General features: G+C 73.8%; 10 protein-coding genes. 7 read left to right on the forward strand and 3 right to left on the reverse strand.

Going from position 1 to position 13,485, the window contains the following annotated elements:
* Positions 1-142: 142 nt before the first annotated feature.
* A complete protein-coding gene (locus IE95_RS0103080) occupies positions 143-790 on the forward strand; it encodes a phosphatase PAP2 family protein (RefSeq protein ID WP_030150164.1) in 648 nt (215 codons plus the stop codon).
* A gap of 53 nt (positions 791-843) precedes the next feature.
* On the opposite strand, the gene IE95_RS19405 is transcribed toward IE95_RS0103080, so the two are convergent.
* Positions 844-2,061, reverse strand: coding sequence for a glycosyltransferase family 4 protein (locus IE95_RS19405; protein ID WP_051702632.1), 1,218 nt, complete (start codon positions 2,059-2,061; stop codon positions 844-846).
* 84 nt (positions 2,062-2,145) lie between these two features.
* Here IE95_RS19405 and IE95_RS0103090 point away from each other — a divergent pair, with 84 nt between their 5' ends.
* On the forward strand, positions 2,146-3,249 hold the full coding sequence (locus IE95_RS0103090) for a glycosyltransferase family 4 protein (RefSeq protein ID WP_030150166.1): 1,104 nt from the start codon (positions 2,146-2,148) through the stop codon (positions 3,247-3,249).
* Between the two features lie 6 nt (positions 3,250-3,255).
* Here the strand turns inward: IE95_RS0103090 and IE95_RS0103095 are convergent, their stop codons facing one another.
* Positions 3,256-6,630: a hypothetical protein gene (locus IE95_RS0103095; protein ID WP_030150167.1), complete on the reverse strand. Its 3,375-nt coding sequence runs from the start codon at positions 6,628-6,630 to the stop codon at positions 3,256-3,258.
* 106 nt (positions 6,631-6,736) lie between these two features.
* Here IE95_RS0103095 and IE95_RS0103100 point away from each other — a divergent pair, with 106 nt between their 5' ends.
* The 5 genes from IE95_RS0103100 (at position 6,737) to IE95_RS0103120 (ending at position 12,388) form a co-directional block, all read left to right on the forward strand.
* The gene (locus IE95_RS0103100; RefSeq protein ID WP_030150168.1) at positions 6,737-7,861 is read left to right on the forward strand and encodes a glycosyltransferase family 4 protein; all 1,125 of its coding nucleotides are present in this window, start codon (positions 6,737-6,739) and stop codon (positions 7,859-7,861) included.
* A 141-nt stretch (positions 7,862-8,002) separates the two neighbouring features.
* Complete coding sequence (locus tag IE95_RS0103105) at positions 8,003-9,190, forward strand: ABC transporter ATP-binding protein (protein ID WP_051702633.1); 1,188 nt, start codon at positions 8,003-8,005, stop codon at positions 9,188-9,190.
* Positions 9,191-9,192: 2 nt separating this feature from the next.
* A complete protein-coding gene (locus IE95_RS0103110; protein ID WP_030150170.1) occupies positions 9,193-10,011 on the forward strand; it encodes an ABC transporter permease in 819 nt (272 codons plus the stop codon).
* Positions 10,012-10,031: 20 nt separating this feature from the next.
* Positions 10,032-11,231: a glycosyltransferase family 4 protein gene (locus tag IE95_RS19410; RefSeq protein WP_051702635.1), complete on the forward strand. Its 1,200-nt coding sequence runs from the start codon at positions 10,032-10,034 to the stop codon at positions 11,229-11,231.
* Positions 11,228-12,388 carry a GNAT family N-acetyltransferase gene (locus IE95_RS0103120; protein WP_129429435.1) on the forward strand — a complete coding sequence of 387 codons (1,161 nt, stop codon included), beginning with the start codon at positions 11,228-11,230 and terminating at the stop codon, positions 12,386-12,388. Before IE95_RS19410 ends, IE95_RS0103120 begins: the two co-directional genes overlap by 4 nt.
* A gap of 34 nt (positions 12,389-12,422) precedes the next feature.
* On the opposite strand, the gene IE95_RS0103125 is transcribed toward IE95_RS0103120, so the two are convergent.
* Positions 12,423-13,485, reverse strand: a 1,063-nt coding sequence (locus IE95_RS0103125; RefSeq protein ID WP_157283410.1) for a LamG domain-containing protein, incomplete at its 5' end; no start/stop codon positions are given.

Genomic DNA, 13,485 nt, shown 5'->3' on the forward strand with positions numbered 1-13,485 from the left:
GAGAACCAGGTTACGCCGCGGGGGCGACAGGGGGCGCGGCGGTTCGCCCGTCCGCCCTGCCGCTCGGCGTCTGCTCGGCGTCGAGGAGCCCCCGTACCATGAAGGCCCCCTGTCGGCCGACGTACTCCCAGGAAGGCCTGCCGTGACCACGGACCAGATGCACGACGTCGGCACCCGCCTCGGACGGTCCGCTCGCGTCACGCTCCTGCTCGCGGGCGCCCTCGTGCTCGGCGCGATGTTCGCCGCGACGTACGCCGTGACCGTCCGCACGCTCGCGGGGCAGCAGCTCGACAACGGCGCTTTCGTCTCGTGGCAGCAGCTCAACCCGTTCCTCGGGGCGTTCGCGCAGGTCCTGCGGCCGGCCCTGCCCGTGGCGCTCGGGGTCGTGTGCACGGTCCTCGGGGTGGTGGCGCTGCGGGCCCGTCGCCGGCGGGCCGTCGTGCCTGCCGTGGCTGTCGTGGTCGTCACCGTCCCCCTCGCCCGCTGGCTCCGCGACGGCCTGCTCGACCGGCCGAACCTCGCCGACCTGGCCTACACCCACAACACCCTGCCGTCGGGGCACGTCGCGGTCACGGCGGCACTGTGCGTCGCGGTCCTGTTCCTGTGGCCGCGTCGCTCGGGGGCTCTCGTGGCGTGGGCCGTCGTCGTGAGCCTCGTGGCGTGCGTCGCCTCGCTGCTCGAGCACACGCACCGCCCGAGCGACGTCGTCGCCTCGCTCCTGCTCGTGGGCGCGGTGACGTGCCTGGTGCTGGCGGTGCCGCGGCGCCACTCCGCCGTGCCCGCGAAGTAGAGGTCTCTGGTTCGAGACAGAGGGCCAGGCCCTCTACCTCGACCAAGAAGGCTCTATCTCGGCGCCGGGGCGCCCCGGTGCCGAGCAGCGACCGACCGAGACGCCAGGACCCGGTCGTAGACCGCGTCGTACCGGTCCACGACGGCCTCCCAGGTGTAGTGCTCGACCTCGCGGCGGCCTGCGGCTCCCATCGCGGCGGCGCGGTCCGGGTCGTCCAGAAGAGACGAGATCGCGCGCGCGAGCGCCGCGGCGTCCCGGGGGTCGACGAGCAGGCCGTCGACGCCGTCGGTGAGGAGCGTGCGGGGCCCCCCGAGCACGGTGCCCACCACGGGGCGCCCGGCCCGCCAGGCCTCGAGCACGACGATCGACGCGGCCTCCTTGCGGCTCGGCACGACCACGACCGTGGCTGCTGCGAGCGCCTCGGCGACCGCGTCGGGCCCCAGCATCCCGGGGAAGGACACGCGGTCCTCGACCCCGAGCGCCCGTGCCCGCCGCCGCAGCTCGGCGAGCTCCGACCCGTCGCCGACGATCGTGAGCCGGGCCCGCTCGGCGAGAGGTGACGACGCGAAGGCTTCGAGCAGCAGGTCGAAGCCCTTGACGTGCTCGACGCGGCCGACGGCGAGCAGCGCGGGAGGCCCGACGGCGTCGGGCGGGTCCGCGGGTCCGGTGCGGGGAGCCGGGGGGCGCGCCGGGTCCGTGGTCGGCGCCCCGAGCTCGACCCCGTTCGGCACGACGACGGCGTCCTCGTACCCGAAGCGCTCGGCCAGGTCCTCGGTGACGATCGTCGAGCAGCCCGTCACGGCGTCCGCGCGGGCGAGGGCCGCGCGGAACCAGGTGCGCATCCACCAGGACGTGCCGAGCGCGTCGTGGTCGTCGGCGAACGTCTCGCCGTGCGAGCTGACGACGAGCGGCGTGCGGGTGACGCGGCCCAGGGCCGTGGCGTAGACGCCGTTGGGGCCGAAGCACTGGACGTGCAGGACGTCGGGGCGCAGCGAGCGGTACGCGACGATCCATCGCCAGGCGGCCGCGGGCCAGCGGACCGCGAAGGACAGGGCGCCGCGAGCGCCGCGCGAGGGTTGGGGGGTCGGCAGGTAGCGGACCGTGACGCCGTCGAGGACGCGGGTCCCGAGGTGCTCGCCCTGGTCGACGGCCCACACCTCGACCGTCTCGCCGCGCGCGGCGAGCACGCGCGCGACGTGCTGGACGTGGGTCTCGACGCCGCCCGTGCGGGGCGCGTAGGAGCTGGTGACGAGAGCGGTGCGGGGACTCATTTCGCCCCCTGGAGACCGTGGTCGGGGCGCCGCGCGCCGCTAGAGTGGGGCTCTTCCCGTGCCGCGAGAGAACGGACTCCCCGCATGCCGCAGCTGGTGATCGCGACCGTCGCGGTTGAGGTGCCCATGGGCGCGCAAGTTTATCAGGAGGAGGTCGCCACCCGGGCGGCCCGAGCCCTCTCCGCACCCCCCGGGGACATGGTTTCACCCACCGCGACCCAGGGTCCCGCAGAGGCCGAGGACTGGACCGTGAAGCGCACCGTCGCCCGCTCCCTGCGCTCGCCCCTGCCGGGCACGCTGCGCCTCCCGCTCTCCCGCCTCGGCACGGCCTCGCCCGCGCTGCGCCGGGCCGCGGGCCGGGTCGTCTACCCGCGCGGCGCCGTCGTGCACCGCGTCGGGCTCGAGCTGCCCCCGCACCCGACGCGTGACGTCGTGACCATCCAGGACGTCGTGTCGTGGCGGTTCGACGACGAGTCCCGACCCGTGCGCGCGGCCGCCGAGGAGGCCCGGCGCGCTGCGGCCGTCGTCACCGTCTCCGAGTTCAGCGCCGACGAGATCGCCGAGCTGCTCGGCGTCGAGCGCCCGCACGTCGCCTACAACGGGGTCGACGAGCGCTACTTCCGCACCCCGCCCCTCGACGCCGCGGCGCTCGACGCGCTGGGCGTCACCGGCCCGTACGTGCTGCACGCGGGCGGCGCCTCGCGGCGCAAGAACCTGGAGAGCCTCGCCGCGGCGTGGCCGCTCATCCACAGCGCACGTCCGGACCTGACGCTCGTCATGAGCGGTCCGCGCAACGCCCGGCGCGACGCGCTGTTCGGCGCGCTCGCGGGCACGCGCCTCGTGGGCCGCCTGCCCGACGACGTCATGCCCGGTCTGGTCGCGGGCGCCGCCGTCGTCGTGGTCCCCTCGCACTACGAGGGCTTCGGCCTGCCCGCGCTCGAGGGCATGGCCGCGGGGGTACCCGTGGTCGCGGCGCGCACGAGCTCGCTGCCCGAGGTCGTGGGTGACGGCGGCCTGCTCGTCGACCCGACGCCCGACGAGATCGCCCAGGCGACCCTGTTCGCGCTCTCGGACGACCCGGAGGTCGCGGCCATGGTCGAGCGCGGCCGGGTCCGCTCTGCCGACTTCACGTGGGAGCGCAGCGCGGCGCAGCACGCAGCCGTGTGGCGGAGCGTGGCCGCGCGCTGACGCGCGTCAGGCCCCGGGCCCCCAGGCCTGGAGCGCGCTCACGGTCGCGACGTACGCGCTCTCGGTGGCCAGCGGCAGGAAGGACGGGTGCAGCCCGCCCACGACGCCCGAGTAGTTCGCCGCGAGCACGGGCACTCCCCGCTCGGTCGTCATGGGTACCGAGACGCGCACCGCGGTGACCTCGACCGGGTCGATCTCGAACACGACGACCCGGTCGGAGAACTGGTCCTTCTGCTGGGCGACGTCCTGCCAGGTGCCGTCGGACAGCCGGACCGAGACCGTGTAGTCGCGCAGCCCCATGCTGCAGCACCGGATCCCGGCCGTCGCGACGCCGATGCGGTCGATCGTCTGCGGCCCGTCGGTCGTCACGGTCACCGCCGGGTTCTCGTCGACGACGTCGTCCGCGAGGCGGCCGGACCGCCACGGGTCGCGCACGTCGAACGTCCCGGACGTCACGACCTGCGCGTCGGCCTCCTCGTGGGTCGACGTGGCCGTGACGGGCCGCCCGGCCAGGAGGTCGGGGCCGAACGGCCGGGTGGCCCCGACCGTGAGCGCCTGGCCCGGCGCGCCGACGAGGAAGACGGGCGCTCCCGTGACCGGGAGGTCCGCACCGTCCGCGCCGACCTCGATGCTCGTCTCGGCCCCGTACTGGTCGCCCAGGCGCAGCGTGCCCGGGCCGCCGTCGGCCGTGACGCGCAGCGTGGTCGACAGGTCGTCGCCCCAGACCGCGAGCAGCTGCTCTCCCGCCGGTCCCTCGGCCGTGGCCGCGAACGTCCCCGGGGCCCCCGTGTCGACGAACGTCGGCGCACCGTACGGCGCGAGCAGGGCCGAGGTCGCGGCGAACGCCGCCCCGGCGGGCTTGACGTAGCTGCCGTACTGGACGAGCGACCACGAGTTGCCCGACTCCCCGAAGCCGCCCTCGGAGAAGAAGTACGTCCACTCGTCGATCCCCTCGGACCCGTACCAGAGGAGCTTGCGCGCGACGTCCGAGCCGCCCGCCCAGAAGTTCGCGACGCCGTCGGACCACCAGCCGGACTCGGTGTCCCAGACGGGCAGGTCCCCGCACGGGGCGAGGGTCTCGCGCAGCGCGTCGAGCTCGTCGTCCGGACGGGAGAAGCCCTGCTCCTCCCACGAGCGGTTGAGGCCCGTGTAGGGGTGGATGCCGACGACGTCCATCGAGGCGCACCCGCCCGCCTCGACGAGCGCGGCCCACCAGTCGGGCACGATGCCCAGCGTGTTCCCGCCGACGACCCGGACCCCCGGGAACGCTGCGCGCGCACCGGCCGCGAACGGTGCGCCGATCTGCTCCTCGTACTGCGCGCCGTCGTCGAAGCCCGTGTTGTTGGGCTCGTTCCACGGCTGCCAGGCCACGATCCCCGGTGCCTCCTGCGTGATCGCCGCGACGATCTCGCGCGACCAGCCCTCCCAGGTGCCGGCGTCGACAGCCGTCCGCTCGGCCTCGCCGCCGGACCCGAGCTGGAGGGTCAGCGTGACGCCGCTCGCCTCCGCGAGCGCCGCAGCAGCCTTGAGCTCGGCGAACGGGTCCGTCTCGACCCCTTCCTCGGGCTCCGGCATGCCGGCGCTCGGGAGCGAGTCCCAGACGAGCACGTCGACGCTCGGGGTGCCGGCCGGGTCGGGCACGATCGCCCCGAAGTCGAGCTGCCAGCGGAAGCTGCCCACGCCGAGCTGGTCCGCGAGCTGCACCCCGCGCAGGACGGACGCCCCGCCCCAGTCGGCGCCGTCGGCCAGCCCGGCGAGGTCGAGCGGCGCACCGGGTGCCCCGACCGTGTAGCGCAGGCACGTCCCCGAGACCGGGTCGCCGCTCTCACGGTCGACCAGGGCCGCGTCGACCTCGTAGACCCCGGGCCGCGTGGCGGGCAGCGTCACGGGCACGTCCCCGCCCTCGGCGGGGAGGTCGACGACCTGCTCGTCACCCACGACCGGGTCGAGCACCCGCGGGTCTCCCCGCACCTGGAAGCGCAGCTCGTACCGGTCGGCCCAACGTCCCCACGAGTCGTCGAGGCTCAGGCGGACCGCGGGCTCCTCGCCCGGCGGGAAGTAGTTGTAGACCTCGTCGGTCACGAGCCCGGCCCCCGCGCCCATGACCGAGAGGAACCCGTCGTTGATCGCGTTGTACTTCACGGGTGCACCGAGCTGGTAGGCCATGCGGTCGGCCGTGACCGCGGTGAGCGCGACGGCCCCCTCGTTCGTCGTCAGCGCGTAGTACGTGCCGTCGTCGAGCACGAGGGGCGAGCCGTCGAGGAGCGTGAAGTCCGCGTCGAGGTCGGCCCGCGCATCGGGCCACACGCCGCGGCGGACACCGTCCGCGCCGACGTGCTCGAACCCGAGCCCGTCCTCGATCACCACGAGCCCGTCACCGTCGGGGGCCGGGGCGACGCCGACCACGGAGTCGAACCAGTACTGGGACGGCTTGGCGAAAGCCCACTTGCCGTTCGCGGTCGCCCCGACGCGCATCTCCTCCCCACCGTCCTGGTCGAGGACCGTCAGGTCGTCCGTGGCCCCGGCGCCCGAGGAACCCGACGACTCGAGCACGAGCCCGCCGTCCGGGAGCTGCCCCAGCACCTGTCCCGGGAAGTCGTCGCGGGTGCCGACGATCTTCCCGTCGGTCCCCACGAGGTGCAGGGTGCGCTCGGTCTCGTGCACCCCGACCACGGGCCGGCCGTCGAGGTCGTCCCACATCGCCATGCCGTACAGGTCGAGGACCCCGCCCTCGGTCTGGTCCCCCTCGGGCAGGTGCGTGGTCCAGGACCGGGTGCCGTCGGGCTCGAACCGGACAAGGTCGCGGCGCTGCATGAGCGTGTCGAGGAAGTAGATGCCGCCGTCGGCGTCGACCTCGAACTGCTCGGGGCTGAACGTCTCGTAGCCCTCGTCGAGCCGCAGCTCGAAGTCCGTCGTGCCCTCCACCTCGCCCGTCGTCACGTCGTAGCGGGTCACGCGGTAGGCGCTCGACCGGTCCCACTCCAGGACGTGGGCGAGCCCGTCACGGACCCGCACCGAGAGCACCGTGCCGTCCGTCAGGGTCGCGACGTCGTCGACGACGTCGCGACGACCGCCCAGGTCGGCCGGGTCGACGCCGTCGTGCGTGATCTTGTCGACCACCGGGAACCCGCACACCGGGACAGCGCCCGGCTCGCTGACGCTGGCGACCGTGGGCATGGGCGGACCGGACGCCCGGGGGTCCGCGGCCGCGCCCCCGCCGACCGCACGGACGACCAGCACGGCCGCCGTGGCGAGCGCGACCGTCCCCGCGGCACCGACCACCCAGGTCCGGCGCCGCCGGTACCAGGGGGTGGGGCGTTCGCTCTGCTCTGGCGGGTCGGTCACGTCGGTGCTCCCGTCGGGCCCGGAACGGTGGGCCAAGGGTCGATCGTACGTCCGGCACCCCCGTCGGGCGGGCCGACCGGCCGCAGATTTCACCCTCACGGCGGGACCGTCCCCGGAGGGCGCCATCCCCTACGCTGACCGCATGGACACGGACCCGCCCGACGCCGCCCGTGCCCGAGGCTCGGTCCTGTGGCTCAGCAACGAGACGCCCGACCGTGACGGTCAGGGCGGCCAACGACGCCAGTACTTCCAGATCCGTGCCCTGGTCCGCGCCGGCTGGTCGGTCCACGTCATGACGCTCGCCGGGGAGCAGGACGACACGACCCTGCGCGAGATCGCGACCGTCGAGCGCTTCGCGCCGTTCCTCCACAAGCGGCTCCCCCACCCGACCCGCTACTTCCTGGCGCGCCGTCGCGCCCGCTCGGGCCGCTACGACCACGTGATCGTGGCCCACCTCGAGTCCTGGGCGCTGCTGCGCGGGGCCGGGCGCCGGCTCGGTGTCCCGGTCCTGGTCGACGTCCACAACGTCATGAGCCCGTGGCTGTCCCGGTACGGCAGGACGCGTGAGGCCGCCACGTTCCGCCAGATCGAGGACCGCGTCCTGCGCGACGCGTCGGCCGTGTCGGTCTGCTCGCCCGCCGAGCTGGACCGCCTGCCGAGCGGCGGGAGCGCTCAGCGGATCGTCGCACCGCACGGGATCGACGAGTCGGAGTGGCCTCCGCCCCCCGCCGCTGCGCCGCCCCCCGTGGTCGGCATGTTCGGCAACTGGTCCTGGACACCGAACACCGCCGGGATCGCGTGGTTCGCCAAGGACGTGTGGCCCCGCGTGCGCGAGGCCGTGCCCGACGCCGAGTGGCACGTCGCGGGCAACGGCACCCCTGCGCGGTTCGCCGAGATCGAGGGCTTCCGCGGGCTCGGGCGTGTCCCCGCGCTGTCCGACCTCACGGCCGTCTCACGCGTGGTCGGGGTGCCCGTGCGCGCCGGGGTCGGCGCCCCGGTCAAGCTCGGCGAGGCGCTCGCGACCGGGCGCCCGGTGATCGCGACGACCGACGGCGCCAGCGCCCACCCGGGGTCCCCCGCGCGCGTCACGAACGACACCGACGAGTGGGTCGAGTGGCTCGTCGAGCGGCTGGGCCCCGATCCCGCGCTCGCCGACGACGAGGGGCGCCGGACCTACCGCTGGGCGATGGACCACCTGCCGTGGGAACGCACGACCGCGCCGATCGCCGCCTGGCTGTCCGAGAATTCCACCCGCTCCAGGCCCTGATACGGCGCCCGCCCGCTGATAGTGTGCCGGTGTCGCAGAAGGCCCGGTTCTCACCGGTCGAGACTTCTCCGACCACCACACGATCCGCAGTCACGCGGACACCATGCCGAAGGGGACACCGTGGCGGATCCCGCTGTTGCCGTGAAGGGCCTTGGCAAGTCCTACCGCATCGCGAAGAGCGGCTTCCGGCCGACGACCGCCGCCGAGGCGATGATCAACCGCGTCAAGCACCCGCTCCACAAGCCGGAGTACGAGGACTTCGAGGCCCTCAAGGACGTCGACTTCGAGGTCCCGTGGGGCGAGGCGATGGGCATCATCGGGCGCAACGGTGCGGGCAAGAGCACGCTCCTCAAGCTCCTGACCCGGATCACGGCGCCGTCGGCGGGCCGGATCGAGCTGGGCGGCCGCGTGGGCAGCCTGCTCGAGGTCGGCACAGGCTTCCACCCCGAGCTCACGGGCCGGGAGAACGTCTACCTCAACGGCACGCTGCTGGGCATGCGCCGCAAGGAGATCCAGCGTCGCTTCGACGAGATCGTGGACTTCTCGGGTGTCGAGAAGTTCCTCGAGACCCCGGTCAAGCGCTACTCGTCGGGCATGTACGTGCGCCTCGCGTTCGCGGTGGCCGCGCACCTCGAGACCGAGATCCTCGCGATCGACGAGGTCCTCGCGGTCGGCGACGCCGAGTTCCAGGCCAAGTCGCTCGCGAAGATGCGCGACGTCGCCCGCGACGGCCGCACCGTCCTGTACGTGAGCCACCAGGCGCAGACCGTCTCCGCGCTGTGCACCCGCGCGATCTATCTCGACCAGGGGCGGCTCACGTACGCGGGCAACGTCGAGGACGCTCTCGCGGAGTACCGCAACAGCTTCACGAGCTTCCACGTCGCCCAGCAGGACGCGTCCCGGCGAGCCGGCACCGGCGAGCTCCGCTTCACCGAGGCGACGATCGCCGAGGAGACCATGGAGCCCACCGAGGACAAGGTCATCGAGTTCGCGGTCAACGCGAACCCTGACCTCGTGGGCAGCTACTTCGTCTCGTGCCACGTCAACGACATGAACGGGAACATCGTCGTCCAGTGCGACTCCCGCCTCGTGGGCCTGTGGCTCGATCCGACCGTCCCCCAGCGCGGCGCGCTGACCATCAAGGACCTGTGGCTCAAGCCGGGCAAGTACACGTACGACCTGTACGTCTGCAAGACCGGGATCCTCGACGCCTGGGAAGGCGCGGGGGCTTTCGAGGTCCTGCCCAACCCGCCGTACCCCGAGGTCACGTCCGACGAGGCGCTGACCCACGGCATGGTCCTGGCCGACTTCCAGTACGAGAGGTGGTGACGATGAGCAAGACCGTGATCACCCCGCCCGGGCGGTGGGACCTGCCGTCGGTCAAGGAGCTGTGGGAGGCCCGCGAGGTCCTCGTCAGCTTCGGTCGGCGCGACGTCCTGCTGCGCTACCGGCAGACCGTGATCGGCGTCGCCTGGGTCGTCCTGCAGCCGCTCGCCGCGGCCGGCATCTTCGCGATCGTGTTCGGTCAGGTCGCGGACCTGCCGAGCAACGACGTCCCCTACTTCATCTTCGCGTTCGCGGGCATGCTCGCGTGGAACGTGTTCAGCGGCGTCGCGAGCCGCTCGTCGTCCTCGCTCGTGGCGAACCAGTCGCTCGTGTCGAAGGTCTTCTTCCCGCGCATGCTCGTGCCGCTCTCGACGATCCTCGCGGTGCTGGTCGACTACGTGGTCGCGTTCGGGCTGTTCGTGGTCCTGCTGTTCGTCTACGGGATCAACCCGGGGTGGCCCATCCTGCTCGTGCCGTTCTGGACGCTCCTGGCCGTGCTGCTCGGTGCCGCGATCGGGGTCGCGAGCTCGGCCGTCATGGTCAAGTACCGCGACGTCGGGTACGCCCTGCCGTGGGTCATCCAGATCCTCATGTACGCGACGCCCGTCGCGTACTCGTTGGAGGCCGTCCCGGCGGACCTGCTGTGGCTGTTCAACATCAACCCGCTGACCTGGCTGCTCGAGGGCTTCCGCTGGTCGCTGCTGGGACAGTCGGCCCCCGAGGCCTGGCAGGTCGGCGCCCTGGTCGTGGCGTCGGTCCTCGCGTTCATGGGTGGCGCGTTGATCTTCCAGAAGCTCGAGCGTGGCTTCGCCGACGTGATCTGACCCGGTCAGGAGGGATCCCGATGAAGTGGTCCGACCCGACGCGTGACCGCGGGCACGTCCACGTGCTCACGCCCGGCGACCACTACTCGCCGCGCACGGGGAGCGCGGTGCCGACCGTCGTGGACGGCCTGGTGCGGGGGGCGTCCGAGGGGTCCGCACCGTCCTCGGTCGTCGTGGCGCGGGGCACCTACCCCGACCGCTACGACGGCGCGCACGTCATCGAGTACCCGCAGGCCCCGACGCGCCCCTGGGCGCGCTACACCGACGCGGCGGCATCGCGCGTGGGGCTGCCTCGCCTCGGGGCCCGACGAGCGTTCGCGGCGACCGTCCGCGACCAGGCGTCGTGGTCGCCGTCGTACGTGTTCGCGCACAACGCCCCCCAGCTCGTCCCGCTCGTGGACGCCGCCCGGCACCAGCCCGTGCTGTACGCGCACAACCAGCTGCTGCGCACCTACGGCCACCGTGAGCTGGCCCGCACGCTCGGGCCGGTGCACCGCATCGTGTGCGTGAGCGCCTTCCTGGCCGACGAGACGACGGCGCTGCTCCCCCCCGGTCTCCGCGACCGCGTGGTCGTGGTCCACAACGGTGTCGATGCTCCGTCCGCGAGCGGCGGCGCGTCCTTGGCGGACCGTCCGGAGCGCGGCGACGCCCTGCACGTGGTGTTCGTCGGTCGCGCCATCCCGGACAAGGGCGTGGACGTCGTCGTGGACGCGGTCCGGCGCCTCGCGCGCGCCGACGTGCGGCTCACCGTGGTCGGTGCCGCAGGCTTCGACGCCGCGGACCCCCTGACTCCCTACGAGCGCGACCTGCGCCGGCGCGCCGCGGGGACGACCGTTCCGACGACGTTCACGGGCTTCCTCCCCCGTGGCGAGGTGCGGGAGGTCCTGCGCACGGCCGACGTCGTCGTGGTCCCCTCGCGCTGGCCCGAGCCCTTCGCCCTGACGGCCCTCGAGGGCATGGCCGCGGGAGCCGCGGTCGTCGCCTCGGACGTCGGCGGCATCCCCGAGGCCGTCGGGACCGCCGGGATCCTCGTGCCTCCCGACGACGTCGGCGCCCTCGCCGAGGCCCTCGCCGCGCTCGCCGACGACGAGTCCTCGCTCGCACGTGCCCGGGAGGCCGGTCGGGCGCACGCAGCCGAGATGGACTGGTCCCACGCCCGCGCCCGGTTGGACCAGGTCCTCGCGGGCGCGCGGGCCCGCAGCGCCGGGGAGCCGGCGTGAGCCCGGCGGGCGTCGTGAGTGCCCGGGCGGTGCGCCTGGGCGAGGTGACGCCCGTCGAGGCCGAGCGCTGGGCCGACCTGGTCGACCGCGCGCTCGAACCCAACCCCTTCCTGTCGCCCGCCTACCTGCTCTCGGCGTCCCGGTGGCTTGCCCGGACCGCGGACATCGTGCTGCTCGTGGTCGAGCGCGACGACCGCATGATCGCGCTCCTGCCCCTGAGCCGCGAGGAGCGGTTCCACGGCGTGCCGCTGCGGTACGCGACGACCGCGGGCACCTTCCTCAAGGACGACGCGCCGCTGTGCGCACCCCTCGTCGACACGGAGCACGCGGCGACCGCGCTCGACCACCTGCTCGGCCATCTCGCGGACCGCCGCAACGGGTTCCCTCCCCTCGTCGAGCTCACCCTGCTGCCCGGCGAGGGCGCGTTGAGCGACGCCCTGCACGACGCGTGCCGCCGCGCCGGCGTCCCGATGATCGAACGATCACGGTTCGAGCGCGCGTTCCTGGACCGCGCGAGCGACGCACCGGCTCCCCTGGAGGCCCTGAGCCGGTCCAAGCGCAAGCAGGTCGAACGCCTGGCCCGGCGCCTCGAGGAGGCGGTCGGGTCGGCTCTGGTCTGGGAGGACCGGGGCGAGGACCCGCAGGCGTTCCAGGACTTCGTCGCTCTCGAGGCCGCCGGCTGGAAGGGCGACGCGGACCGGGACGGCGGCGCCCTCGCGGTGACCCCGGGGGCCGCCGAGTGGTTCACCGACGTGACCGACGCCCTGCGCGACCGCAAGCGGCTCCACCTGATGACCCTGGTCGCGGGCGACGAGGTCGTCTACATGTCGTTGCAGTTCGCCGCCGGCAACACCTGGTACTCGCTCATCGACACGTACGACGAGCGCTTCGCGAGGTTCAGCCCGGGGGTGATCGGGCGCGTCCTGGAGCAGGAGCACATCCTGGCGCACACGGCCGTGGACCGGTTCGACCCGTGCCTGCACCCGAAGAACGCCGGCCCCACGAGCCTCTACCGGGACCGTCGGCCGATGGTCGGGGTCGTGCTCGCGACGCGCGGTCTCCTCCCGCGCCTCCTCGTGCGCTCGGTGCCGACCCTGCGCCGGCTGCGTGCCCGCGTCGTGGGCACGCAGCGCGAGACGGTCGACGACGCGTCGTGATCGGGACGATGCCCGGTGGAACCGGCGCGGGTCGTCAGGCGGGCGGCGGGGTCTGCGTCCTGAGCGTGGCGACCTCGGCCGCGCTCAGCGCGCGGTCGTAGAGCCGCACGCCGTCGACGGCCCCCTTGAGCGGAAGGGTCCCGCCGGGCTGGCCGCCCAGGAGGAGCGGGAGCGCGTTGACCCCGACCGATGCGGGTCCTGCGACGTTCCCCTGCTCGACCCCGTCGACGTACAGGCGCATCCGCTGCCCGTCGTAGGTGCCTGCGAGGTGCACCCAGGTGGTGCCGTCGGACGGGTAGGTCGCCGTGGCGTTGACACGGAACGTGTCGCCCGACGTCGCCTGGTTGAACCGCAGGAACGCCTTGCCCGCGCTCGACAGGCCGATCTCGAACCCGTCGGTCGCGCTCGGCGCGGCCTTCTTGACGACGTACTGCGTCGCGACCTGCTCGGGCCGCACCCAGGCGGCGACGGTCAGCGCGGTCGAGACGTCGAGGGCGTTCGCGTCGGGGATCGTGACCTTGCCCGTCGCGCCGTCGAACCGTACGGCGGACCGGCCACCGGCCGTGACCCACGTGGTGCCGCCTGAGAGGGCGCCCGCGGTCCCCCACCCCGAGGAGTCGGCCGCGGCGAGGCCCGTGCCCTCGTCGAGGTCCCACGCTCCGCGCAGTCCGCCTGCGGGTGCGACCTGGACGGTCGCCGTCGCGACGTTCGACCAGAGCCCGTTCGCGCCCACGCGGAACGTGAAGGTCGTCGTCCCGACGAAGCCCGTGGCGGGCGTGTACGTGAACGCGCCCGTGGCGGGGTTCGTCACGGCCACGGTGCCCGACGACGGAGCGGCGACCACCTCGAAGGTCAAGGTCCCGCCGCTCGGCGAGCTGCCCGTGAGCGTGCCCGTGACGGGAGTCCCGGTCACGGTCGATGCGGCCACGTCCTGTGCGACGGGCGGGGCGGCCGGCGGCTGGACTGCCTGGTGGAGTGCCGTGACCTCGGCGCCGGACAGCGCCCGGTCGTACAGCCGCACCTGGTCGACCGCGCCCCGGAACGGGTACAGGCCGTCGGGCTGCGCACCGATCGTCAACGGCAGCGTGTTGACACCC

Source organism: Oerskovia turbata, from assembly GCF_000718325.1.
Taxonomy (GTDB): domain Bacteria; phylum Actinomycetota; class Actinomycetes; order Actinomycetales; family Cellulomonadaceae; genus Oerskovia; species Oerskovia turbata.

What these genes read in the sequence shown, in the direction of transcription:
- IE95_RS0103090 (WP_030150166.1), top strand. Translation starts at nt 2,146, where the DNA reads ATGCCGCAGCTGGTGATCGCGACCGTCGCGGTTGAGGTGCCCATGGGC.
- IE95_RS19410 (WP_051702635.1), top strand. Translation starts at nt 10,032, where the DNA reads ATGAAGTGGTCCGACCCGACGCGTGACCGCGGGCACGTCCACGTGCTC.
- IE95_RS0103110 (WP_030150170.1), top strand. Translation starts at nt 9,193, where the DNA reads ATGAGCAAGACCGTGATCACCCCGCCCGGGCGGTGGGACCTGCCGTCG.
- IE95_RS19405 (WP_051702632.1), bottom strand. Translation starts at nt 2,061, where the DNA reads ATGAGTCCCCGCACCGCTCTCGTCACCAGCTCCTACGCGCCCCGCACG.
- IE95_RS0103100 (WP_030150168.1), top strand. Translation starts at nt 6,737, where the DNA reads ATGGACACGGACCCGCCCGACGCCGCCCGTGCCCGAGGCTCGGTCCTG.